We start from the raw sequence: 23,280 nt of genomic DNA, 5'->3' as shown, positions 1-23,280 counted from the left end.
TGGGCGGCCCGCAGGTGAACCGTGCTCAGTCTTCGGACGGAAGCACGATGACGGTTGCGCAGCGCTGCGAATCGGTGACGATGCGAATGGCGAGCCCCGGATGGATCACGTAGTGCGATTCCAGCGACGCGCCCGATTGAAGCGCGCTGCTGTTCGTCTGCCATTGCTGGATGTTGACGTCGCCCCAGTCGCCACGGGTGTGGCGCCTGAAGTACGGGATCGGGTCCAGGCGACCCGCGCGGACCAGGCGGTCAACACCTCTGCTGAAGATGAGCGCCCCGATGGGGAACGCCAGCCGCTGGCAGTAGGTTTCGATGCGATGCGATGCCATGGGCTCCTCCTTGATGAGTCATTGAGCCACGACACCCCTGCCGGAGTGAAGTGGCTCCGTCAGGTGGATGAGGATGACGATGTGGGGCCTCAGATCAGGTCCCGCTCTTCGGGAAGCTGGACCACCGTGGTCTGGTGGTCCTCGCTGGTCTTGACGATCAGCGCCAGGTCCGGCGTGATCCTGAACTGCGAGATCATTAGGTTGTCCTGTTGGATCGCCACGTCGTTGGCTTGGCGTGTGGCCTCATCGATCTCGCCCCAGTCCCCGCGCACATGGCGCTGGACATAGGCCAAGGGGTCGATCAGGCCTCGCCGGGCCAGCCAATGCACCTTCTCGCTCAACTTCAACGTACTCGGTGCGAACAACGGTTGCTTGTGCGGCGCAGGCCGCTTGAACGGATTGGGGATCATGGTGTTTCTCCTTCGAGTTGGTACAGCAGGACGGCAGCGCGTCCGGTGGATCAGCGAATGGTCAACACCTCGCCCCGTGTCGCGGAGCCAGGTGTCATGTCCCACGCGCGGATGACGGGAACGAACTTGTCGGTGAGGATGCGGGTCTCGGCGATGGAGCCGTCTTCGCGTTCGGTGAACTCCCGCTGGAGCGTCTTGTCCTTGTGGGTGTCACCTTTGACGACGAGCACGCGCCCGGTCTTGGAGCGCACAACCCCCGAGATCGCACCCGCGGCCAGAGCCAGGGCGAGATGCCAGCGGGACAAGGCCCGCGCCGGTGGACGCAGCGATTGCTGCGCAGCCCCCAGGTGCGTGTCCTGCGATGGCCACAAGCCTTGCAGCCTGCCAACCTCATCGGCGAACTGCTCGGGCTCCATCGTCACGCGGAAGAAATGCTCTGGCTCGGCCGGGCTGGCGGGGACGATGTACGGCAGGAACGGCCACTCGCTCGGCAGTTCCTCGGCTTCGACTTCGCCTTGCCCTACCTGCAACAGCAGATTGCGCACGGCCTTGACGCCATCGGGCACCTGCTCGCGCTGGCGCACCCGGCGTCCGAAGATCACCACCTGCTTGAACTGCGTCTCCACCGCTCGGTAGATGCGCAGGTCCGTGTAGTGGCGCGTCAGCCAGCCGACCAACTCCGCGTCGAGCACGTAGCCGGGGACGATGAAAACCAGCACGCCGCCGTATTGCAGCAGCGAGAGCGTGCGCTGGTAGAACAGCTTTTCAAGGCGGGCACGGCCCTGGCCCTGATAGCCGATGTTGCCGTTGACGTCCTTGGACAGGTCCCCATACGGCGGGTTGAGCCAGAGCAGCCCGAAGGACTGCTTGGAGACCATCGTGTCCATCAGGTCCGCGTGCAGGCAGTGATCGACCAGGCCGCGGGCATGGCGCGCCCGCTCCGCGTCGAACTCGACGGCGAACGCCTTTGCCTGCTCGCGCCCGAGGGCATGGGCGGCTTCGGCGATCGCCACGCCTTCGCCGGCGCAGGGATCGAGGATGCACATCGGCCCGTCGCTGGGCATCAGTGCGTTGAGCGCTCTTTCGAGCGTGGGTTCGTCGGTCGGGAAATATCCGTTCTTGACGAAATTGCGGGCGAGCCGCGGGAACATGAGGGCCATGGAAGTCTCCTGGTTGGCGGGGATGAAACACGGAAGTACGCCAAGGCGTGCCTCCGAGGGTGGGTCAAGCCGCTACCGCTTCCGGCGTCCAAATCTTGGCCGGATACGGATAGGCGGTGAGCGCGTCGCTGCGGATCAGGGAGCCGAGCGCCAGGGTCAGCGCCGGCACGTCGATGGCGAGCCGATGGCCTTCCAGCGGCCCGAGGGCGAACGGAAGGCGGGCCAGCATCTCGCGGGTTTGCAGCAGTTCCAGCACGGTCTCGCGCCAGTGATCGAGCAGCGGCAACGGGCAGGTGTCCCGCACCAGCATCCACAGGCGGTCAAGCCTGTGGGCGCTGTCGCGTGGCAGCAGTGCCAATGCGCTGGCGTTGGCCTTGTCGGGCTTGACGCAGCGCCGGTCGAACAGCCACACGTTGGACAGCGAGCCGAACAGCGTCCGCCGGTACGCGCGCGTGATGCGCTTTTCCAGGCGATCGACGTTGCCGATGAATACCGGGACGCTGCCGCCCTGGTCGGTGATGACGTGGAACTGGTCCAGTCCCTGCTCGTCGCGCCCGAGGGTCAGGCGAGCGAGGAACTGCTGGACGGCGGTGTCCCGCGCCCAGATGGACAGGAAGATCAGGTTGCCCTGGTCATCGCCGACGCAGGCGTCGGCCATCACGTCCGGGCATTCGTCGATGCGGTACAGCGTGGAAGAAGTGTTTGCGGGCATGGTGGTGTCCTCGGATGAACGGGAACAGCACCGCCCGCTGGGGCAAGTACTGCCCCAGGGGGTGGAAGAAAACCGCTCAGTCCGGCTCGAACTGCCGGGTGTGCGGGTTGAAGTGAAGCGGCTCGTCCGCCGAAGTGATCGGCGTGAAGCCTTCCAGGTAGATGTTGTTGAGGTACTGGTCGCGGTAGGTCAGTGCCTGCCGTGCCTGGTCCTCGGTGAGGCCGTTGTCGATGAAGTACGCCAGCATTTCCTCGTCGGAGGACACTTCGTCGTTGGACAAACTCCCTTCAACGAGTGCCAGCAACGAGGGCGGAAGCGTTGCCAGGATCGGGTCCATGTCGGTTCCTCCTGGCTCAGGCCATCGACGCCGCGGCGGATGCCGCGGATGCCGTGGGTGTGCGCCGCCGGGCGTGGTAGGCGCGAACGCCTGCACGCCAGTCGGCGGACTGCTCCGGTGCGAGGTCCAGATAGGACAGCGGGCACGTGTAGTAGTACGGGTGCATGGACTCGTCCAAGGACTTGTAGCCCCACTGGCCGCCGCTTCGTTCAAGCAGATCGCAGCGGATGTAGCGCAGGGACTGGCCCGGTGCGAGATCACGATGCACGCCTTCGACCTTGGCGGTCACTTCGGCGACGGACCACAGCACGTTGCCGCGCAGGGTGTGAGCGATGACCTTGACGCTGGCGCGCTCGGTCTCTTGCGGTGCGATCAGTTCCGCGATCAGTTCGGACCGCGATTGGTTTGAGAAATACCAGCCCATGAGAGGCCTCCTCGAAAAGTTGAGCTGAAGGCCTCCCCGTGGGGAAGAACCCCCAGCGGGTGATGGAATGCCGCATCTGCGGCGAAGGAACCTATGCGTCGCCCTCAATCCCAGTCGTCATCGTCTCGATCACAACCGGCCGGGCAGTAGCCGAACTCGATCCCGTGCGAGCAATAGCCATGCTCCGCATTCCAGTCCTGGGTTTCCTGCCGTTCGGCAGGTGTTGCGTAGTCCCATTCCTGGGCCGCGATTTCGAGAGCCTGAGCACGTTGCTCATCCGGCAAACGATTGGCCTGTGCGTCGATCGCCGAACTGAAGAGCGTCACGTAGTGGTCGTAGGACAAGCCGCAACCGCGCTGGGCGTGTGCGGCGGCCGCTTTGCAAAGGTCCCGCCACGCGGGTTCATCCAGCGTTGAACGCGGGGTATCGCAAGCGATGGTGGACATGATGGAGACCTCCAGAAAATGGCCAGGGCCTCCCCCGCATGGGAAAGGAACCCCGGCGGGTGGATGAAGAACACCGCGCATGCGGCGTCTGCGATCACGCAGGTTTTGGTTCGGCCTGGCGGCTCCACTCCTGCGTCTTGAAGTCCAGCGCGTAGCCCAGCTCGCCCAGGCGGGCGATCTGCGCGCGCAGGGTGCGGCGGTCGATGGTCGAATCCAGTTTCACGGACTCGCCCAGCGGCCACAGCAGGCCGAAGAGCGCGGCGTCACTGTCTTCGGTGCTGCCGGGGGCAGCGGCCGTAGCAGGCGGTGGCGCATCCACGCCGAAGGGCGTGGTATCGACCAGCGGGTCCGCGGACGCCTGCACGGGTGCGGGCTTGGCGGGCCTGGACGCTTTGGTGGGCTTGGCCGGCGTTGCCGCAGGCTGCGCCCCTTGCTCTTCATCGAGCGGATCGACGTCCTGGGTGGCGAAGCTGCGGGCTTCGTCGCGGCTGAGTTTGTCGATGCCGTTGAGCGTCATGCCGTCGAGGCTGGCACGGATCTCGAACCGCATGCCGCCGCCGACCGGATAGGACTTCGGGAAGATGTACCTGATGATGAATTCCCCGTCGTACTTGCCTTCGGGGTACTGCTCCAGCTCCGGGTCTTTGACCTCGAAAGTACCGAGGTGCGTCGCGAGGCGGCCAACCGTGAACGGGCCGTTCTTGCCGCGGATGGTACGCAGCGTGAGCTGGCCGGGGACGACGATGGGCGCAACAGATTTCTCGGAAGCCGATGGGGTTGCCATGATGGTTCTCCTGATGATGAATGACGGGCCGCCGACGGCACCCGGTGGATGAGAGGAAATGGCCTCGCCCGAGGTGGGCGAGGTCCGCGTGGCATCACGCCTTGAGCTGGCGCATGCCTTCGGCCAGCAGCCACAACGCCCGGTTCAGGCGCAGGTTCTGGTCGATGCCTTGCACCGGACGGGTGCGCTGATTGCGGCCGTTGGCCGTGCGTCCGTTCAGGCCCCCTTTGACTAGGTTCTCCTGGACGCGGTTGAAGACGGCCCACAGGTCGTTCTTGCGGTCGTCCCATCGCCGAGGGGCCAGCAGTTGGCTCTCGGTGACAGGCGTGGACTTGGCCGGATCGTCGTACTTGAGTGCGAGCGCAGAGTTCGCAAAGACCTCCGCTTCGCCCTCATCGAGGGTGATGGTGCGCATCGCATCGCGCGCGTTCTGCACGCGCTCGAAACCTTCGAGGACTCCGTAGGCACCTTCGATCACCTGGCTGGCCACGTCGCCCTTGTGGGGAACGCGGATGTCTGCGGTGGTGTCACCGCAAACCAGGCCGTTGTGGCAGACGAACCGGAACATGCCGGCGAGCATCTGATAGCTGCTCGTGCCGTCATGGCTGTTGAGCAGGATGATCTCGTTCGCCTCGTCGCCGTTGATCTGGCTTGCATGGCGAAGTCGGATGAGGTGCTTCGTGTACTCGCGCCGGTCTTCGTTGCGCACGCGCGTCTGACACACCATGAAGGGCTCGAAGCCCTCCTGGCGCAGCTTGGTCAGCACGGTCGAGGTCGGTATGTAGGCATACCGATCGGACCGGCTCCCATGTGGAGCGTCGGCGAAGATCGACGGAACGACGGCACGAATGCGGTCGTCCGAGAGTGGGCGATCAGAGCGCAGGATCGGGGATTGCGGAGCAAAGCGGGATACCAGAGACATGGCTGATCTCCTTTGAGAAATTCGACAACCGCGTGGCCGTGAGACCACGCGGAACTCGGGGGATGAAATGCGCAAGCACGCGTCCTGGGGACGCGGCGTACGTGGGGAGGAAAAGCGACAAGGCCCCGTGAGAGGCCGTGCCGGATCAGAACGAAGCAGCCAATGCCGGCTCCTGCTCCTGGACTTGCGCCTCGGGCTCGCGCTCGGCGGGCTCGGTGGCCGTGTCGATGGCATCGTCGGCTTCGGACGCGGATGCGTCTTCGGCCGGCGGCGCCTCGGCTTGCGCCTGGCTCGTCGGATAGACCTGGGTGCCGTCGATCTTGATGAGACCGATGTGGACCAGCGTCGATTCCAGGCTGGCGGCCGGTTCCCCGGCGTGCTCACCCTTGGTGCGGATGTACGGATCGATCTTCATGTCGTTCAGACGGAAGGCGATCAGCACCTTGCGGTCACCCTCGATGGCCTGAACGCACCGGCGAACCAGGTGCTCGGCTTCCGGGGTGGCGACGATGGTGTCGAAGTACCGATACTCCGGTTCATCGACAGGCCCGGCCAGTGCCGCGACGGTGCAAGAGAGGAACGAGTCGCCAGCTTTTGGGGTGACGTCCTTCACACGATTGAGATAGCCGATGCCGCGGGTGATCAACTCGTGCTGCTCGATCGAAGCCAGTTCGGCCCGGTCGATCAGTTCGGCCTTGAGCAGTCGCGCCTTGAGGGACGCGGCGGCCTGACCCTTCTGCTCACCCTTGTCGCGGATGTACACATCGCCCCACAGGTCACCGAGGCGAAAGCGCACCAGCGGGCGCTGCTTGGGATCGTCAACGCCGATGTAGCGCTGAACGAGCTTCTTGGCCTCGGCACCCGAGACCTTGACGTCGAAGTAGCGGTAGCTGGGGTCCCGGGCGGGGCCGACCAGCGCGGCGATGGTGCATGCCAGGAAAGGCTGCGCACGGCGGCCGCCCCGGACGGGCACTTCACGGACACGCTGGATGTAGCCGATGCCCGAGGTGTGGAGGTCGAAATACGATTTCTCGTTGGACGTGGTGTTCATGGTGAATCTCCATTGGGATGAAGCGGAGACACACCGGCCCACGCATGCGGGGAAGGTGCGTGACCCCGCGGTGGGTTGATAAGGCGAAAGCATCCGCCACCAGAGGCTGGTGGCCGCTCGCGGAAGGATGCGGTGCGAGCTGGCTCGGTCACGCAGTGGGAACTGCGCCGCAACCTCGAAGACCGATGGTTGCCTGGCATGTCGCTGACGACGTCAGCAGGCATGGGGCCAGCATGGCGGGGCCTCGCGCGCGCGGCAGCAATCAATCGGCACCCGGGCGCTTCCCTTTGTCCGCGCCACCCGGCGCCTGTCACAGGCACTTGGCGCCGCGCAGGTGCTCGGGGGTATCGGCGCGCGGACGGCCGGGACGGCTCCAGGCGCCGCCACCGCGCGCGCCGATCAGCCGCCAGCCGGCGGCGCGCAGGCTGGCGCCACCTTCGTCGGGCATGGTGTAGGTGAGCAGGCGTATGTAGCCCAGCGCCCTTGCCGCCTGCCAGGCCGCGCCGTAGAGCTTGCTGCAGGCGCTGGGTGTGCCGTCGGTGCACAGCCGCGTGACTTCCAGCGTCCAGGTGCCGCGCGACCGGGCGGCCGACAATGGCCACGCCGTGGATCAGGTCGCTGTCGCTCAGCGTGACGGCCAGGGCGAACTTCGCGCCCTGGACCGGGCGGTGGTGGCGATGGTGCGACAGAACGAATGCATTGGCCGTGCGCAGCGACACCGGTAGGAGGTGCAGCCTCGGCGAGGTCGATGGCGTGTTCATGCGGTTGTCTCCGGTGGCATGCCGGCGTTGTGGCCGGCGGGGCGTGCCTCGGCGGCTGGAGACAAACGCGCACGCGCGGCGATGGCGGCGGTGCGAACAAAAGAAGGCCCCCGATGCGGGGGCTGCGAGGCGGTTGCCGCGTCAGGCGGGAGGCACCACTGCTAAGGACAGGTGCGTGGCGGTGGCGGAAAGCACGAGATCGTCCGCCGAGTGCTGGAGGCGCGTGAACAGGCCGTCCTTCGGGTCGAAATACTCCGCGAAGTCATCGCCGCCCAGCTCGCGGCCGGCGAGGTGCCACCAGTCATCGAACGGGTCGGTGTCCGGGTTGCATCCGACGGCGTAGGCGAGCAGTGCCTGGCGCCCATCCGGGCGACGCTCCCCACGCTCGGCGAGGAAGTACACGCCCTGATCCTTGACCAGGACAATGCGGCACTGATTGGGGACGTCTCAGAAAACGGAAAAAATCGTACGCTAAGCCGGTTGCAGCGGTCGTAGCGGCCTGAACTTGCCCGCGCCGATCTTGGCGCTGCTGCGCCAGAGGTAATCGCCGGTCAGGTTGATGTGCTCCCAGCCCAGCGGCGACAGGTACTGCAACAGGGCGTCATCGACAGTCTGGCCGTGACCGCGTAAGGCGTTTGAGGCCCGTTCCAGATAGACCGTGTTCCACAACACTATGGCCGCCGTCACCAGGTTGAGGCCGCTGGCCCGGTAGCGCTGCTGCTCGAAACTGCGGTCGCGGATTTCGCCCAGCCGGTTGAAGAACACGGCGCGGGCTAGCGCGTTGCGGGCTTCGCCCTTGTTCAGTCCGGCATGCACGCGGCGGCGCAGCTCGACGCTTTGCAGCCAGTCCAGGATGAACAGCGTTCGCTCGATGCGGCCCAGCTCGCGCAGCGCCACGGCCAGGCCGTTCTGGCGCGGGTAGCTGCCGAGTTTCCTGAGCATCAGCGAGGCCGTCACCGTGCCCTGCTTGATCGAGGTGGCCAGCCGCACCTTGGCGTTGATCGCCTTGCCGGACGCCTGGAACTGCTGCTGATGCTTGTGCTTGGCAGCGTTGAACAGCTTGCCCAGGATGCGGTCGTGCAGGTCGATGATTTCGTCGGTGACGGTGGCCATGCCCTCGATGGCGAGCGCACCAGGGTCGCGTAGCGGCGCTGTGCCTCGAACTTGGCCAGATCGGCGGGCGTCATCTGGCCGCCTTCGCGGGCGATCTTGAGCAGGCGGTTCTGGTGCACCGACCGCTCGATGCCGGAAGGCAGGTCGAGCGCCTGCCAGGCTTTGAGGCGCTCGATGTGTTCGAGTATGTGGCGCGAGTTCGGCTTGACGGGCGACTGGCGCAGCCAGGCCAGCCAGGTCGTCTTGCCGTTGTCGTGGCGCTTGAGCAGATCGTCGAGGCGGTGCCGGTGGGTGGCCGACAGGGGATCGGACAAGGCCGCGTAGATGCGGCGGTTGGCGCGGCTGTAGGCGTTCATCGAACACCTCCCTTTTCCTCATCCGGCGCAACAGGACAGTTGCTTCACGTCCTTGTTGAAGGTCTGCGCCGCGAGCTTCAGTCCCTCGACCATGGTCAGGTAGGGGAACAACTGGTCGGCCAGCTCCTGCACGGTCATCCGGTGGCGGATCGCCAGCGCGGCCGTCTGGATCAGTTCGCCCGCTTCCGGCGCGACCGCCTGTACGCCGATCAGCCGCCCTGAGCCAGCTTCCGCCACCAGCTTGATGAAGCCGCGCGTGTCGAAGTTGGCGAGCGCCCTCGGCACGTTGTCGAGCGTCAGCAGCCGGCTGTCGGTCTCGATGCCGTCGTGGTGCGCTTCCGCCTCGCTGTAGCCCACGGTCGCCACCTGCGGATCGGTGAACACCACCGCCGGCATCGCCGTCAGGTCCAGCGCCGCGTCGCCGCCGGTCATGTTGATCGCGGCGCGCGTGCCGGCCGCCGCCGCCACATAGACGAACTGCGGCTGGTCGGTGCAGTCGCCGGCAGCAAAGATGTGCGGTGCGCTCGTGCGCATGGCGCGGTCGATGACGATGGCTCCCTGCGCATTGACTTCGACGCCTGCCGCTTCAAGGTTCAGGCTGCGCGTGTTCGGCGCGCGACCGGTGGCGACCAGCAGCTTGTCGGCGCGCACTTCCCCCTGCCCGGTGGCGAGCACGAATTCCCCGCCCGCATAGGCAACGTGGCTCGCCTGGGTGTGGTCCAGCACCTCGATGCCCTCGGCGCGGAAGGCGTCTGTTACGGCTTCCCCGATGGCCGGGTCTTCTCGGAAGAACAGCGTGCTGCGCGCCAGGATCGTGACCTGGCTGCCCAGCCGGGCGAAGGCTTGCGCCAACTCGACCGCCACCACGGAGGAACCAATCACGGCCAGCCGCTCGGGGAGCGAGCTGCTTTCTAGCGCCTCGGTGGAGGTCCAGTGGGGTGTGTCCGCAAGGCCCGGGATTGGCGGAAGCGCCGGGCTCGCGCCGGTGGCAATCAGGCAGCGGTCGAAGTTCACCTCGTGCGTGCCGCCGTCAGCGGTCGCCACGGTCAGCGTGCGCGTGTCCCTGAACCGGGCCTCGCCGCGCAGCACGGTGATGGCCGGAGTGCTTGCCAGGATGCCTTCGTACTTGGCATGGCGCAGCTCCTCGACGCGGCCTTGTTGCTGGGCCAGCAGCCGCTCGCGCAGTACAGCGGGCGCTGCGGCCGGCAGGCCAGCATCGAACGGGCTTTCGCGGCGCAGGTGGACGATGTGCGCGGCGCGGATCATGATCTTGGACGGCACGCAGCCGACATTGACGCAGGTGCCGCCGATGGTGCCGCGCTCGATCAGCGTGACGCGGGCGCCTTGCTCCACGGCCTTCAAGGCAGCCGCCATCGCCGCGCCGCCGCTGCCTATCACAGCCACGTGCAGCGCTTGTTCACCGCCAACATGCTTCGTTTCGCCACCGAGCCAGCCCAGCGCCTTGTCTAGCAGGCCGGCAGGCTTGTTCGGCGTGTCGGTAAGCCGTGCGCGATAGCCGAGCGTGGCCACTGCGGCAACCAGCGGGGCCACGCTCACGCCTGCATCCGCCTCGATTTCGGCCTGCCGCTGCGGATAGGACACCGAGGCCGCGCGCACGCCGGGCACGTTCGTCAAAGCCTGCTGGACGTGCTCGGCGCACGACGTGCAGGTCATGCCTTCGATGTGGAGGGTGATCGCCTCGGCCATGATTACGCCCTCACTGCTTGACGCTGGACGGGTAACCCGCGTTTGCGGTGGCCTTGGCCAAGGCGTCGGCATTGGTCTTGGCCTCGTCGAAGGTGACGACGGCCTCCCGCTTCTCGAAGCTGACTTCGGCCTTCTCGACGCCGGCGACCTTGGACAGAGCCGTCTTGACCGTGATCGGGCACGCGGCGCAGGTCATGCCGGGCACCGACAGGGTGACGGTCTTGGTGGCAGCCCAGGCGGGCGCGCTTAGAGCGGCGGCCAGGGCGATGAGGGTGGTGAGGGTGGTGAGTTTCTTCATGGTGATCTCCTTTCAGTAGAACAGCGGCAGGACGTAGGGAAACGCGAGGGCAACCAGAACCAGGGCGGCCACGATCCAGAAGATCACCTTGTAGGCAGTCCGCACTTGGGGCACGGCGCAAACGTCGCCGGGCTTGCAGGCATGGGCTGGTCGGAAGATGCTGCGCCAGGCGAAGAACAGCGCGATGAGCGCTGCGCCGATGAAGATCGGCCGATACGGCTCCAGCACGGTCAGGTTGCCGATCCACGCGCCAGAGAAGCCGAGCGCGACCAGGACAAGGGGGCCGAGGCAGCAGGCCGAGGCGAGGACGGCCGCGACGCCGCCGGTCGCCAGTGCGCCGCGGCCGTTCTTGGGTTCCGACATAAGGTTCTCCTTCCGGGACTTCGCTTGATGCTGTAACGTTACTTCCGTAGTCAACTACGGAGTCAAGCGCCATGGAGAACGCTCAAGAGAATCTGACCATCGGGGCCTTCGCCAAGGCAGCCCGGGTCAACGTGGAGACGATCCGCTTCTATCAGCTCAAGGGCTTGCTACCCCAGCCGGAGCGGCCCTACGGTCGCATCCGCCGCTACGGGCAGGCGGACGTGGCGCGGGTGAAGTTCGTGAAGTCAGCCCAGCGCCTGGGATTCAGCCTGGATGAAGTCGGCCAGCTCCTGAAACTGGAGGACGGCACCCATTGCAGCGAGGCGGCCGAACTGGCTGCTCACCGGCTGGCCGATGTGCGCGCACGCATGGCGGACCTCACGCGGATGGAAGAGGCCCTGTCGACGCTAGTGAGAGAGTGCAACGCGCACCATGGCAATGTTTCCTGCCCGTTGATCGCAGCTTTGCATTGCTGCTAAAGGGCCCACTTCGGCTCTTAGCGTACGATTTTTTTCCGTTTTCTGAGACGACCCCTGATTGGCGATGGCTTCGGTCAGCACGGGGCGCAGGTCAGCGCCTTTGAATCGCAGTGACATGGATGAAATCTCCTGTGTGGAAGAATGAGAAAGGCCTCCATCCGATGGGATGAAGGGCCTGTAGTGCACGCGGCCGGAACGGCTGGAACGCCGTGGCGGATGCCTCGGGTCAGCCGCAGGACCGCCCGGTTTCGCTGCGGGGCGTCATGCCGGGACGGCCTGGCGCTTGCGGGCCGCTTTCGCGTCGAGGATGCTCACGTCGATCTGGCGCCAGCGCCCGTCGTCGATGAGCCTCTCCAGCACTTCGCCGAGCATGTCGAAATACACCTCGTCGTGCCGATCGACCAGTTCGACCGATTCACCGTTCTGACGGTGCAGTTCCACCACGTAGGTGTCTCCGCCGCGGTCGTAGAGGATCGTCACCCGGCCCTCGAACTTCGCGGTCGAGACCGTGAAGCTGATCGCCGGCGGGGTCTCGATGATCTTGGAGGGCGTGGGATCGACCCAGGTGAAGTCGCGGGCACCGGCATCCACCAGCATGTGGGTGATGCGCCGGAAGCGATCGGGGGCCGGCATCTCCTCCAACTGCTCGATGAGCTGGCCCAACTCCATGCACTGCGGCGTGGGAATGGGCAGCTTGGCCGGCGCCGAGCCGAGGATGTGCCTCGTGATGGTGTACGGCGTGCCGTCCGAAGTCTCCTCGGTGATGACCTCCGGCGTGTCCGCGCGCAGTCCGTCGAAGCGACGACGGGCATAGGGTTGGACATGCACCTTGGCGCCTTCGGCAGGAACCGTGGTCACCAGGCTGGGATCGAGCACCGCGAACTCGGAAGGCTTGAGCTTGACGACGATGGCATCGTCGGTCGCGGCGACCACCTTGCCGTCGAAGGGTTGGGGGTCGATGGCGAAGCCCAGCGTTGAGGACAGCGGCTGATCATCGAACACGCGGTACTTGAACGACCGCACGTTGCGGGGCACATGGCCTGCGACCAGCGAAGGCATCATGGATTTGATGAGGGAACGATCCATGGGGAAACTCCTTGAGGAAAAACAAGGGATTCCCCGCCCGCAAGGGAGAGGTCCCTTGTGGGTGGCGTGGATGGACGCGGTAGGTCCGTAGGAAGAAACGACCAGCACGGTTTCCCGCGCTTGCAGCCTCGAAGGTCTCGACTGCCTGGGCATGTGCCGGCAACGCCGACGAACATGGGGCAAGCATGGCCCTGGGGCGGTCTGCCTGCCCGCAGGAAACGGCACCGCACCACAACCGTTTTCCTGTGCTGCGGGCAAGAAAAAGCCCCTCGAAAGGGGCTGGAGGAATCAGGCTTGGTACACGAAGTAGTGCTCGCGCTGACGCGGAAAGAACACGTGTTTCCACGTGTCGCCGCTTGTGTTGCCACCGTCGAAGACGACCATTTCGTAGTCGTCCACGTCGGTGTCCACCAGGTCGGCGCTGGCGATATGGCGCATGTGCAGCGTGCCGCTCATGCGCTCGAATACCAGGATCTGGCCGATGGCATCTTCCTGGCTCATGGCGTTGACGCAGGCTCCGAGTTGGTGCTCGAAGTCGGATGCGGGTGTGATGAGGTCGGGGAACATGGGATCGCTCCTGTGAAAGTGCGCCGGCCCGGCTCTCTGGCGGGAGACCGGGCCGGCATGCGGTGAGGACAAGGAAGGCCGGGGATGTGTGTGGCAGCTATTCGCCGGCCAGCGATAGGCCCGGCAACACGGGTGCGTCGGCATCGAGGATGAGGATGCGCACGTCGGCCTGGCCGGCCAGTTCAAGGATCTGTGCCAGCTCGTCCGGCATGCCCTTGCTGCGGTGCTCCTGCCGAAGCTGCTCGGCGGCGATCCCCTCGACGTCCTGCAGGTGCTGGTCCGTCCAGGGCGTGGAGATCAGCTTGACGCCGATCGCCGGGCTGTAGGGAATCCGGAACGCGATGAACAAAAAGGCCTCCGGCGTCGCGAGGTCAGCCAGGTTGGCCAGGTACTGGCCGGTTTCGCGGCTGATGTGCGCGCTGTTGATTTCCCAGCACCGGCTGTAGTAGCCGGTCTCGAAGCTCAACCGCTGCACGACTTCCCGTGCGGCCTCGGCCGAATAGGTGTCGCCAATGTGGACGGGGCGGCCGTCGAAGTCGTCGCCGTGGATCGCGTACACCACGGCACCCACCATGCCTTCGCCGCTGCCCCCTTCAGCCGCGTCGCATTCGGCGATCAGTGCGGCGCCGACAGGTTCGGTGCCAGTCCTGACCACCGCGAAGTCGCTGGTGATGATGCAAGGAGAAGAAACCAGCGCCGCGTCGCAGAGGTGCTGCTGGCTCGGGTGGATGTTTCGCCAGACATGCGGGCTTCCGTCCTCGTAGCTGATGGACAGCGTGCGGACGATTTTCAGATTCCAGTAGCCGCGTAGAAAGGGATTGGGATTCTGGGACATGGGATTTCTCCAACAGAATAATGATGGAGCAAATCCCCGCCACCGGGAATTGACCCCGGTGGGTGGAAAGAAAGGAAACAGCGTCAGGTGACGCTGATCGTTGGCGTTTGGGCCAATCGCTCGGCGACGCGCCGGCGCAAATTCATGCGGAATGGCTCGTCGCTGACGCCCGCCAGCAGATTGATGGTCTCCAGCGCGATCAGGGCCGAAGCCTCTTCGATGTCGGCGGCCACAATGGTCTTGCGCAATTGGTCGCCGAGCTGGAGGGCCTGGGAGGAGGAGCTGATGAAGCGGACCTCGCGGCTCAGGTAGCAGCCGTTGCCGCCGAACTCGAACAGCCGCGGCTTGCTGCAGTACCAGCAGCCCTCGAACTGGATGGCGGTCAGGTGGTGCCCGTCATCGAACCGGGTGGCGATCAGAAACAATGCGTCGAGATCGGCGGTGTCCTCGAACGAATGACGGTCGATCAAGTTCCCCAGCTCTTCGTCCTCATCGGCACGGAAGTGCACGGCGAGCAGTTCGAGCAGCGGCGGGATCGACAGCCCTTCGTCGTCCGGCATCGGAATACCGAGTTGCGTGGCCAGGTCTTCCAGGCCATCGAGCACGTCCGGCCATTGCGGATTGGTGGTCTCGGCGATCTGGGCGATGTAGGCCTGCCCGTTGCCGGGGTGGCTCTCGTCCAGCGCGAAGGCGCCGAACAGCGCCTGGATGACGGGCGTCACACGGTCGAGCACGAGAACGCCGGTGGCTTCGTAGTAGTTGTTGGCCATGAAGGCTCCTTTCGATGAATGAACGGAGCCAGCCCTTGCGGACGATGGCATCCGCAGGGGAAACCGCCTGATGCCGGATGGCGCTGGGCGGGGAGAAAACGCGAGGGACATGGCCTCGAACGAGGCGCATGTCCCTCATGGGGTCCCGTGAACGCAGTGATGAAGGTGTGCCAGGGACCGGCTCACCAACCGCTGTAGTTCAGCAGCAGGTCGGCGATCACCTGGCGACGTGGCAGATCGAGGCCGTCGAAGTCCGACAACCCGTTGAAGTGGCAGCGCTTGAGCATGGCACCGCCCTCGCGCGCGTTGTAGAAGCTGACCATCGCGGACAGGAACATGCGTTCCCCGCTGCTCAGGACGCCGAGGGCGTCGTTGAGCCTCAGCATGTCGGGACGCAGATCCCACTTGCTCTTGGCCTGGTTCAGACCTTCACGGGTGCCATCGCCAAACCATTGCGGGCCGGCGATTTCGACACCACGCTTCCAGGCCTCAAAAAAGGCTTGGGGCGCAGCGCTGAAATGCCGTTCTTCCCGAACGATCTGATCGACGACTTCCTGCGGCAGTAGCTGGTTCATGACGTGATTCCTCCAGTTGGATCAGGGAATGGCGAGCTGGGACCAGCCGCCTCTTTCGAGGGCACGTTGAGCCGCAGCATGGCTGCGGAAGTACTCACGAGATTCCCGCGAAACGGGACCTTCGGTATCGCGCGTGCCGATGTAGTGGCCGGCGGCGCTGTGCAGGACTTCGAGCGGCAGGAACTTGCCGCAGTAGGTCAAGGCCAATTGACCGAATCGGCCGAAAGAGGCTTGCTGGGACATGGATGGGCTCCTTGGAAAAGCGGGGCCCTGTCCCTCACGGGATGGCAGCTCCCGCACGCGGTTGAAAAAAAAGCATCAGCGTCTTGGGAACGCGCGTCCGCGCAATGGATGCGATGCGGACTGGTGGGTTGCGCGGAGAGAACCCCGCGGCAGCCTGAAACCCTGGCTGCTGGCATGTGCTGACGAATCAGCGGACATGCGGACAGCTTCGTGAGGGTGCCGCGCCACGTCAGTTGGAAATCGGCATCTGGTCCAGCCCCGATTGATGTGCGCAGGACAAAGAAAAGCCCCGCAACGAGTGCGGGGCGGTCATGACGGTGCGGTGAGGCTGGATCAGCGGGGCTTGTCACCCAGGACATGCTGCTTCCAGATGGCGAATGCCTCGTCCGCTGGCAGCTCGGCCAGGATGATGATGGGCTGGTCCTGTCGGCTGCGCAGCTTTGCGAAATACGCCGCGCGGTCGGCAATGGCCTTGAGCTTGATGCCCTTGAGGAACAGCAGCCGGCCGTCCTTGATGAACAGCACCTTGTTGCCGATGTCGCGGTTGAACGCGGTGCGCAGCTTGCGCTCCGCATGCATGGCATCGGCCAACTGGTCCACGAGGAAGTCGAGCGTCATGTCGATGAGAAGCGGCTCGTCGTCCTCGCGTTCGACGTCGAGCGATGCCGGCGGCAGGCTCTTGGCGAATTCCTCGGCCTGGGCCAGCAGCGCGGCCTGGCCTTGCAGCGGGCGCACGAACGTCGAGCCGCCGTGTCCGTCATTGCGGGCTTCGGCGATGGGCCTGCCGTCGAACATGACGGTGGCGGTGAAGCACAGCGTTTCCTCGCTCGCGAAATCCGCGACCTTGAGGTTCTTGAGCGTGATGCGGTCTTGTCGGGTGATGGTGTCCATAGGAAGTCCTGTTATCGACCGGGTTGACGACACGCCCCTGACGGGACGCGGCATACATCCCGTGGGTTGGAGGAAGGTGGCATCGATGCCCGGTGGGCAGCGTTCGCCGGAGAGATGCCGGGGCGAACTGGCGGGTGGCGTGGGAGGAACCCACGGCAGCCTTGACACCCTGGCTGCTGGCTGTTGCCGATGCGTCGGCAATGCAGGAGGGAGGATCACGCGGCCCGCCGGCCGCGTCGTGCATCAATCCGAAGCGCTCGATCCCGTCTTGTGCGGGCACTGCAACAGCCGCTGGCCCAGCCACGCGACACACGGCACGGCCATGGAGTTGCCGATCGCCTTGTAGCGGGGCGCGTCGGCGGCGGGCTTGCCGCGGTACGGCACCAGCGTGTAGTCGTCGGGCATGCCTTGCAGCCGCTCGCACTCCACAGGCATCAGCCGACGTACCCGCCACTGCGACCAGTCGCCCGGGCCGGGGTCGTTCCAGTCGTAGCGGAAATGTGCCTCGAAGTCCGGTGCCAGCACATGGGGCTTGTCGGCACCGCCGCTGCTGGTGCGCAGCGCGGTCGAGACGCCATCGCCCAGTTCAGCGGCCAGGCCTTCGGTGCGACCGCGCAGCGCCACGCCGATCACCATCGGCCGGCCCTGGCCCGGCTTGCCGCCACCCGTGGAGAGCGTCCCGGCAAGCTGGCCGTGGCCGGATTCCAGCCGCAGCTCGCCGCGCGAGTTCTGCGCGAACGCGATGGCCGGCACGACGCCGGCATTCGCGTGGCTGAGGCGATGCCCGCCCGCGCGCAGCGTCGGTGCCCAGGCCATCGTTGCATCGGCTCCGCAGCCCTGGGCGGTGAAGGCGATGATCGGCACACCCTTGCCGGTGCCGTCCTCGCTGCAGCCCTTGCCGCCGTTGGCGGTGCTGAGCGTGTGGCTGATGCTGCCCGCGATGGACTGCGCCACGAAGGTCTCGACCTCGAAGTCGTTCTTCGGGCCAGGTGCCGCGGTCAGGCAGGCCGCGACGTCAATGGGGCCTGCGGTGTTGCCCCCGCCGAATCCGAACGTCACCGTGGCCTTGCCGTAGGGCTGCTTCAGTCCTGCATATCCCGAGTACCCGCCTGCTGCCGCAGCGCCCGATCCAGCAGCGCCGGCAGCGTCTTGCCACGGCACGAAGCCCGGCGAAGAATCCCCGCGCACGCCGTCGCGCTCAAAAAGTACCTCGGCGGGATCGACGCCACCTCCACCACTTGCCACAAGAAACACGCGACGGCGCCGTTGGGCGACGCCGAAATATTGAGCATCGAGCACGCGCCAGGCGATGCGGCGCCGGGGTCCAGACACACAACCTGCGTGCGCCCATTTTTGCCCTGGCGGTTCGAGCGCACGGCTTTCTCCAGCCAGTGCTCCCAGGAAGTGCCCGAAGGCGTTGCTGCGGTCGCTGAGGACGCCGGGGACGCTTTCCCAGACGAGCGTTGCCGCCGGGCGGCGGTCTTGGTGGCGGGTTTGGTCGATGGCATTTGCAAGCTCCACATAGGCAAGGGTCAAGGCACCACGTGGGTCGTTCAGCCCCTGGCGCGCGCCGGCCACGCTGAACGACTGGCACGGCGTGCCGCCGACCAGGATGTCGGGCGCTGGCACGGTGCCGGCGCGGACCTGGCGGGCGATCGCGGTCATGTCGCCCAGGTTAGGCACGCGGGGGTAACGGTGGGCGAGCACGGCGCTCGGGAACGGCTCGATCTCGGCGAACCACGCGGCTTCGAGGTCGAGCGGTTGCCAGGCGAGGCTCACGGCCTCGATGCCGCTGCAGACGCTGCCGTAGAGCAGCGGCGTGTTGCGCGGCGGTGCGCAAAGATTCGGGTGCATGTCGGTCTCCTGTTCGTATGGCGCAGGGCCATCGCCCTGGCCGGGGCGTTGAAAGGCAGGAGAAAGGCGCCGAAGGCCCCAGGGGCCTTCGGCTCGGGAGGAAAGAAGAACCACCCGTGGGCTGATTGGCAGGCCCGGTCGTCGCTAGAACCGTCTGCTCATCAAGCAATCACACCCGGCCCATGTCGTGGCTGGGGCCGGCATCGTCTGGCGCACATCCGCGCACAAAGGGCGCCCGTTTTTGCGCCGGCGGGCACCGGCACCGAATACCGCTGACCGCGAAGGGTCTCCGGATGGCTCGCACAGGCAAGCCATCGGGGGACCCTTCGCAGCGGCGGAAGGAATGCAGACGAGGAGAACGCGCGGGGTGCGGTTCGCGGAGAAGCCACCTTCAGGTCCCGCGGCCGGGGACGGCCGGACGGGACGCGCACACGGAGCAAGAAGGCGTTGCGCGCTGGGGCGTCCCGCAGGGCATGCGGGACACGGGCCACGCCGCCGATGGCGGGCATGGCTCACGGGGAACGGGGGCGGTCAGGCGCCTTTGCAGCCACCGCCACTGGTACGGCGTGGACGCGAGGCACCACGCCTGGACGTGCCGGTTGCCACCGGCAGCGTGCCTTTGCAGGCGGGGTAGCGACTGCACGACCAGAACGGGCCGCTCTTGCCGGTGCGCTGGCGCGTGGGTGCGCCGCACTGCGGACAAGCCGGTCCTTGGGGAACCTTGATGGACAGGGACGTGCTGCCGTACTGCGCGATCAACTGCGAAATCCATGCAGCCTGCTTGCCGATGAACACATCCAGGGTGAGTTGTCCGGCCTCGATCATGTCCAGCGCCTGTTCCCAGACGGCGGTGGTGCCGGGGTCGGCAATCGCCGCGGGCACGGCGTCTATCAGCGTGAGCGCCGCATCCGATGCGCGGATGGAGCGTCCCTTCTTCACGATGTAGCCGCGGGCGATCAGCCCGCTGATGATGTTGGCCCGCGTCGCCTCGGTGCCGATGCCCGTCGTGTCCTTGAGCTTCTGCTTCAGGCGCGGGTCGGTCACGAAACGCGCAACGCCCTTCATCGCCTTGACCAGTTCGCCCTGGGTATAGGGCTTGGGCGGCATCGTCTTGAGGGCCTTGATGTCGGCCCCGGCGACCTGACATGCCATCCCGTCGCGCAATGCGGGCAGCACCTGGCTGCGCGGGGCATCGCCGTCCTCGTCGGCGCTGCCTTCACGTTCTGGCTCGGCCAGCACCAGGCGCCAGCCCTTGACGAAGACCTGCTTGCCCGTGGCCACCAGCTTCTGCTGGCCGCAGGAGAGGTCCGCCACGGTGCGGTCGAACTCGTGGTGCGGGAGGAACTGGGCCAGGTAATGCGCCCGGATCAGCCGGTACACCGCCTGCTCCTTCTCGCTCATGGCGGAGAGGTTCGCGGGTTCGAGCGTCGGGATGATGCCGTGGTGCGCCGTCACCTTGCTGTCGTTCCAGGCGCGCGAGCGCTGGGTGCGGTCGAGCTGGCCCATGATCGGGGCCAGCGTGGGATCGGTCTTTAGCAGGCTGTCCAGGACCGTGGGCACCTCGGCGAACATGCTTTCGGGGAGGTAGCCCGAATCCGAGCGCGGGTACGTCGTGGCCTTGTGCGTCTCGTACAGGGCCTGGGCAATTTCCAGTGTCTCCTGCACGTCCAGCCCAAGCTGCTTGGAACAGACTTCCTGCAAGGTGCCCAGGTCGAACAGCAGCGGCGGGCCTTCGCGCACGCGCTCGGTTTCGACCGACACCACCTGGGCACTGCCCGCGGCGCGGATCTGCTGCGCGGCCTGCTGTGCGATGGGCTGCTGCAGGCAGCGGCCGGCGTCGTCGGCGCTGGCATCGGGTGCCACCCACTGCGCGGTGAACGTCTGACCGCCTGCGGACAAGGACACGTCGATGGCCCAGTACGGCACGGACACGAAGGCCGCGATCTCTCGGTCACGGTCCACCACGAGTTTGAGCGTCGGGGTCTGTACACGCCCGACCGACAGCACGCCGTCGTAGCCGGCTTGCCGCCCGAGCACGGTGAACAGCCGGCTGAGGTTCATGCCCACAAGCCAGTCGGCGCGCGAGCGCGCCAGCGCCGAGTAATACATCGGCAGTGTCTCGGCCGAGGGCCGCAGCTTGGCGAGCGCGGTGCGGATGGACGCATCGTTGAGCGCCGACAGCCACAGGCGTTCGATGGGACCGCGGTAGCCGCACAGGTCGATGATCTCGCGGGCGATCAGCTCGCCCTCGCGGTCGGCGTCGGTGGCAATGACAAGGTGGGTCGCCTTCGCCAGAAGCGCCTTGACGACCTTGAACTGCGTGGCGGTCTTCGGCTTGACCTCGACCCGCCACTGCTGGGGAATGATGGGCAACTGCTCCAGCGACCAGCGCTTGAGCGCCGCGTCATAGACCTCGGGTGCTGCTGCTTCGACGAGATGGCCGATGCACCAGGTGACCGTGACGCCGGAGCCATTGAGGCAGCCTTCACCGCGCTGGGTGGCGCCGAGAATCCGGCCGATGTCTTTGCCCTGGGAGGGCTTCTCGCACAGAAACAGCCGCATGTCCGTCCATCCGCTTCCCGTTGTTCATGGAGTTGCCGGGATCGAGGATGCCGAGCGCCTGCGGAAGCAGCAGCAAACAAGCCGCATGCGGTGGCGACCGCTTTCACGAGATGGGATGGCTGCGGCGGGGATGGCGTGCAGCCGGTGGTGTGCTGGCCGGGAGCCGCGATGTTCGGGAGCGCGTGGAAGCCGGTGGACGTCGGTGGAGCTATCCCCAGGGGATAGCTCGCGAGGACATGGGGGGCGGCGAAGAGCCGCGGCCGCCCCCCATGCTGGGTCACTTCCTGCTCTTGGTCTCCTTCGGCGCAGCCGGTTCCTGGGCGGGCTGGGGCTTGGGCTGCGCGTCCTGCGCGGTCTCCTGCGGTTTGGGGCTGAGGACGACGGACTCGATGCGGAACGGCAGGATGCCGACGCTGCGCGCGTTGATCTGCCAGGTCTCGCGCGGCTGCTCCTCGTTGTCGGTCCAGGGTTCGCGCTCCATGCGGCCGACGACCAGCACGCGCATGCCCTTCTGGTAGAGGTCCTTCCAATGCGCGGCGTCGCGGTGCCAGATTTCCACCGGCGCCCAGAAGCCGCCGCGATCCTCATAGTCGCCGCCCTTGGTGGGAACGGGGTTGTCGAAATAGACGTTCAGCCGCAGCAAGCGCCGCGGTTCGTCGTTGCCGTTGGGGAACTCCCGGTACTCGGGGGGCGAGCCGATGTTGCCTTCGCCGGAAAAATGCGTGCTCATGGTGTGATCTCCGTGGTGGTTGAAATACCCGCGCCTCACTGCCGCCGGGCGCGTGCTGGGGTGCCCGACGCGATCACCGATCGCGCACTGCGGGGGGGATGGACGCGAGCCGGCGCAGGTAGGCGTCTTCCGCCTCGGCGGCCTTGCTGGCGCACTCCTGGGCCTGCCTGCCCAGGGTGTGCAACAGGCTGATCTGCATGTTCAGCGTGATGCGCTGCAGCTCGATCGCGTGCAGGTCGGCCAGCAGGTTGACCGGCGTGCTGGTGCTCGCCATCAGCTCCTGCCACAGGGCCACGCCCATGGCCGAGCGGTCGTGCCTGCGCCAGCGCAGGAACGTCGTTCCCGCGCCAGTGGTCTGCTGGGCCAGTTCCACGGGCAGCAGGTGGAAGGGATGCCCACTGGCCTGTTGCAGCACTTGTCGCTGCGCCAGGCCGATCAACTCGTCGCGCATGGCGAAGCACTGGCTGGCCCAGGCCTCCAAGTCCCCTTTACCTTTAAAAGGCTTTAAAAGGCCTTTTAGAGAGGCCGCGTGCTCCAGGCGCATGAAGGCTCCCTGTTGCAGGCCCCGGAAGTAGCGGGTCGGCTGGTACAGATCGCTCATGCGGATTCGTCCTCGCCGGCAGTGGCTGCGCCTTCGGACGGGTCGGCAGCAGCGGCCGCATCACCATCGGCGCTGGTAGCGGCTGCGGCAGGACTCTCACCGCGCTGTTGTAGACCACGGCGCACGATGGGTGGCGCAAACTTCGAGCGGTGCGTGCCTTCGAGGACGTCCTGCGGCAACTCGCCGAACTTCTCCAGCGCGGCCCGCGCTGCGGCATTCTTCGCCGCGAAGTCGTCGCGCGTGCAGCCCGAGTAGCGGTACTGCTGGGCCAGCGAGAACAGGCTGCGCAGCGCGTGCGCGCCCTCGTTGAGCCAGCGCTCCAAAGTGCTGCGGTCGATCAGCGCGGTGTGGTGGGCGAGGATCAGCTTGCGCGCGATGTCGTCGTAGTCGGCCAGGAGATAGACGGCGGCAAAGCCCAACTGCGCATTGACGAACAGCGGCAGCTTGACGGGCTGCACGTTGAGATTCTCGCCCAGGGTCAACGCGGCGGGCACGCCGGCCAGGGCCTGGTCCACCTGTTCGCGCAGCGTCTGCAGCGTGGTCTTGGTCTGGTCGAGCTTGTCTTCAATGCGCAGCATCCACCAGTCGCTGTACGGGTCGTCCTGCTCCGAGCCGCGCTTCATCTTGTTCATGACGGCGATGTAGCCGTTCAGGCCGACGATGCCAGGTCGCCCCTCAGCGGCGGCGCGGCCATGCCAGATGCGCGAGGCGTGGTGGGTGTGCAGCGTCAGCGACATCGCGCTGCGCAGGGAGCCGAGGTTGAGTTGCAATGGTTCGTTGCTGGTTGCCATGGTGATCGCTCGCTGGTGGACAGGGAGCCGCCAGCATCCGCATGCGGCGGAAGGCAGTCAGTCAACAAACCGAAATGAGCCGGCCCCGGTTCTGTGCGCGCTGGCGGTGCAGCGCGCAACG

27 protein-coding genes and 3 pseudogenes are annotated in these 23,280 nt (G+C 66.2%); 1 reads left to right on the top strand and 29 read right to left on the bottom strand.

Translation table 11 applies throughout. The annotated features are described in order from the left end of the window. Positions 1-25: 25 nt before the first annotated feature. From ACZ5YA_RS27655 to merT, 17 genes and pseudogenes are all read right to left on the bottom strand, one after another. Entirely contained in the window at positions 26-331 is a 306-nt protein-coding gene (locus ACZ5YA_RS27655; RefSeq protein WP_003116817.1) for a hypothetical protein, read from the bottom strand. An 89-nt stretch (positions 332-420) separates the two neighbouring features. Further along, entirely contained in the window at positions 421-741 is a 321-nt protein-coding gene (locus ACZ5YA_RS27650; RefSeq protein ID WP_003116818.1) for a hypothetical protein, read from the bottom strand. A 50-nt stretch (positions 742-791) separates the two neighbouring features. Further along, on the bottom strand, positions 792-1,901 hold the full coding sequence (locus ACZ5YA_RS27645) for a DUF6094 domain-containing protein (protein WP_003116819.1): 1,110 nt from the start codon (positions 1,899-1,901) through the stop codon (positions 792-794). A gap of 64 nt (positions 1,902-1,965) precedes the next feature. Next, a complete protein-coding gene (locus ACZ5YA_RS27640; RefSeq protein ID WP_003116820.1) occupies positions 1,966-2,613 on the bottom strand; it encodes a hypothetical protein in 648 nt (215 codons plus the stop codon). Between the two features lie 76 nt (positions 2,614-2,689). Further along, entirely contained in the window at positions 2,690-2,950 is a 261-nt protein-coding gene (locus tag ACZ5YA_RS27635; protein ID WP_003090124.1) for a hypothetical protein, read from the bottom strand. Positions 2,951-2,966: 16 nt separating this feature from the next. Next, positions 2,967-3,374, bottom strand: a complete 408-nt coding sequence (locus tag ACZ5YA_RS27630) for a hypothetical protein (protein WP_003116821.1) — start codon at positions 3,372-3,374, stop codon at positions 2,967-2,969. A 104-nt stretch (positions 3,375-3,478) separates the two neighbouring features. Beyond that, positions 3,479-3,820: a hypothetical protein gene (locus ACZ5YA_RS27625; protein ID WP_003116822.1), complete on the bottom strand. Its 342-nt coding sequence runs from the start codon at positions 3,818-3,820 to the stop codon at positions 3,479-3,481. A gap of 94 nt (positions 3,821-3,914) precedes the next feature. Beyond that, positions 3,915-4,604: a DUF3275 family protein gene (locus tag ACZ5YA_RS27620; RefSeq protein WP_464091486.1), complete on the bottom strand. Its 690-nt coding sequence runs from the start codon at positions 4,602-4,604 to the stop codon at positions 3,915-3,917. Between the two features lie 94 nt (positions 4,605-4,698). After that, positions 4,699-5,526 carry a DUF932 domain-containing protein gene (locus ACZ5YA_RS27615; protein ID WP_013391792.1) on the bottom strand — a complete coding sequence of 276 codons (828 nt, stop codon included), beginning with the start codon at positions 5,524-5,526 and terminating at the stop codon, positions 4,699-4,701. Positions 5,527-5,671: 145 nt separating this feature from the next. Further along, a complete protein-coding gene (locus ACZ5YA_RS27610) occupies positions 5,672-6,577 on the bottom strand; it encodes a DUF3577 domain-containing protein (protein WP_003098919.1) in 906 nt (301 codons plus the stop codon). 310 nt (positions 6,578-6,887) lie between these two features. After that, positions 6,888-7,338, bottom strand: a pseudogene (locus ACZ5YA_RS27605) (XF1762 family protein). Positions 7,339-7,479: 141 nt separating this feature from the next. Further along, a pseudogene (locus ACZ5YA_RS27600) lies at positions 7,480-7,776 on the bottom strand (DUF3085 domain-containing protein); the annotation flags it as partial. A gap of 33 nt (positions 7,777-7,809) precedes the next feature. Next, positions 7,810-8,328: pseudogene (locus ACZ5YA_RS27595) on the bottom strand (Tn3 family transposase); the annotation flags it as partial. Further along, positions 8,292-8,807, bottom strand: coding sequence for a Tn3 family transposase (locus ACZ5YA_RS27590; RefSeq protein WP_003098931.1), 516 nt, complete (start codon positions 8,805-8,807; stop codon positions 8,292-8,294). The pseudogene ACZ5YA_RS27595 and the gene ACZ5YA_RS27590, both read right to left, overlap by 37 nt. 18 nt (positions 8,808-8,825) lie before the next feature. Next, positions 8,826-10,514, bottom strand: coding sequence for a mercury(II) reductase (gene merA / locus ACZ5YA_RS27585; protein WP_034061735.1), 1,689 nt, complete (start codon positions 10,512-10,514; stop codon positions 8,826-8,828). A 10-nt stretch (positions 10,515-10,524) separates the two neighbouring features. Continuing rightward, positions 10,525-10,812 carry a mercury resistance system periplasmic binding protein MerP gene (gene merP, locus ACZ5YA_RS27580; RefSeq protein WP_464091485.1) on the bottom strand — a complete coding sequence of 96 codons (288 nt, stop codon included), beginning with the start codon at positions 10,810-10,812 and terminating at the stop codon, positions 10,525-10,527. 12 nt (positions 10,813-10,824) lie between these two features. Beyond that, a complete protein-coding gene (gene merT, locus ACZ5YA_RS27575) occupies positions 10,825-11,175 on the bottom strand; it encodes a mercuric ion transporter MerT (protein ID WP_011804695.1) in 351 nt (116 codons plus the stop codon). Positions 11,176-11,246: 71 nt separating this feature from the next. Here merT and merR point away from each other — a divergent pair, with 71 nt between their 5' ends. Continuing rightward, positions 11,247-11,654: an Hg(II)-responsive transcriptional regulator gene (gene merR / locus ACZ5YA_RS27570; RefSeq protein WP_003098939.1), complete on the top strand. Its 408-nt coding sequence runs from the start codon at positions 11,247-11,249 to the stop codon at positions 11,652-11,654. Positions 11,655-11,915: 261 nt separating this feature from the next. Here merR and ACZ5YA_RS27565 read toward each other — a convergent pair whose 3' ends face one another. The 12 genes from ACZ5YA_RS27565 to ACZ5YA_RS27510 all read right to left on the bottom strand — a co-directional run bounded on the left by ACZ5YA_RS27565 (position 11,916) and on the right by ACZ5YA_RS27510 (position 23,159). Further along, positions 11,916-12,740, bottom strand: coding sequence for a hypothetical protein (locus ACZ5YA_RS27565; protein ID WP_003098941.1), 825 nt, complete (start codon positions 12,738-12,740; stop codon positions 11,916-11,918). 288 nt (positions 12,741-13,028) lie between these two features. Beyond that, positions 13,029-13,307: a hypothetical protein gene (locus ACZ5YA_RS27560; protein ID WP_003116828.1), complete on the bottom strand. Its 279-nt coding sequence runs from the start codon at positions 13,305-13,307 to the stop codon at positions 13,029-13,031. 97 nt (positions 13,308-13,404) lie between these two features. Next, positions 13,405-14,142 (bottom strand): DUF5983 family protein, encoded by a 738-nt coding sequence (locus ACZ5YA_RS27555; RefSeq protein WP_034022477.1) that lies wholly within the window; start codon positions 14,140-14,142, stop codon positions 13,405-13,407. 83 nt (positions 14,143-14,225) lie between these two features. Further along, positions 14,226-14,912 carry a hypothetical protein gene (locus tag ACZ5YA_RS27550; protein WP_003116830.1) on the bottom strand — a complete coding sequence of 229 codons (687 nt, stop codon included), beginning with the start codon at positions 14,910-14,912 and terminating at the stop codon, positions 14,226-14,228. Between the two features lie 182 nt (positions 14,913-15,094). Beyond that, positions 15,095-15,487, bottom strand: coding sequence for a hypothetical protein (locus ACZ5YA_RS27545; RefSeq protein WP_003050375.1), 393 nt, complete (start codon positions 15,485-15,487; stop codon positions 15,095-15,097). Positions 15,488-15,508: 21 nt separating this feature from the next. After that, positions 15,509-15,730: a hypothetical protein gene (locus ACZ5YA_RS27540; RefSeq protein WP_003120032.1), complete on the bottom strand. Its 222-nt coding sequence runs from the start codon at positions 15,728-15,730 to the stop codon at positions 15,509-15,511. Between the two features lie 333 nt (positions 15,731-16,063). Next, entirely contained in the window at positions 16,064-16,621 is a 558-nt protein-coding gene (locus ACZ5YA_RS27535) for a hypothetical protein (RefSeq protein WP_041652386.1), read from the bottom strand. A 243-nt stretch (positions 16,622-16,864) separates the two neighbouring features. Further along, positions 16,865-18,475, bottom strand: a complete 1,611-nt coding sequence (locus ACZ5YA_RS27530; protein WP_042992893.1) for a DNA cytosine methyltransferase — start codon at positions 18,473-18,475, stop codon at positions 16,865-16,867. A gap of 531 nt (positions 18,476-19,006) precedes the next feature. After that, positions 19,007-21,037, bottom strand: a complete 2,031-nt coding sequence (locus tag ACZ5YA_RS27525; RefSeq protein WP_042992894.1) for a DNA topoisomerase III — start codon at positions 21,035-21,037, stop codon at positions 19,007-19,009. Between the two features lie 277 nt (positions 21,038-21,314). Beyond that, positions 21,315-21,767 carry a single-stranded DNA-binding protein gene (locus tag ACZ5YA_RS27520; RefSeq protein WP_013391788.1) on the bottom strand — a complete coding sequence of 151 codons (453 nt, stop codon included), beginning with the start codon at positions 21,765-21,767 and terminating at the stop codon, positions 21,315-21,317. Between the two features lie 73 nt (positions 21,768-21,840). Continuing rightward, positions 21,841-22,368: a DUF3158 family protein gene (locus tag ACZ5YA_RS27515; RefSeq protein WP_023087321.1), complete on the bottom strand. Its 528-nt coding sequence runs from the start codon at positions 22,366-22,368 to the stop codon at positions 21,841-21,843. After that, positions 22,365-23,159, bottom strand: coding sequence for a PFL_4669 family integrating conjugative element protein (locus ACZ5YA_RS27510; RefSeq protein ID WP_023087322.1), 795 nt, complete (start codon positions 23,157-23,159; stop codon positions 22,365-22,367). Before ACZ5YA_RS27510 ends, ACZ5YA_RS27515 begins: the two co-directional genes overlap by 4 nt. Positions 23,160-23,280 lie beyond the last annotated feature (121 nt).

This window comes from Achromobacter sp. JCM 18799 (assembly GCF_055395645.1).
The sequence above is the reverse complement of the archived record's forward strand: the minus strand, read 5'-3'. Positions and strand labels throughout refer to the sequence as shown.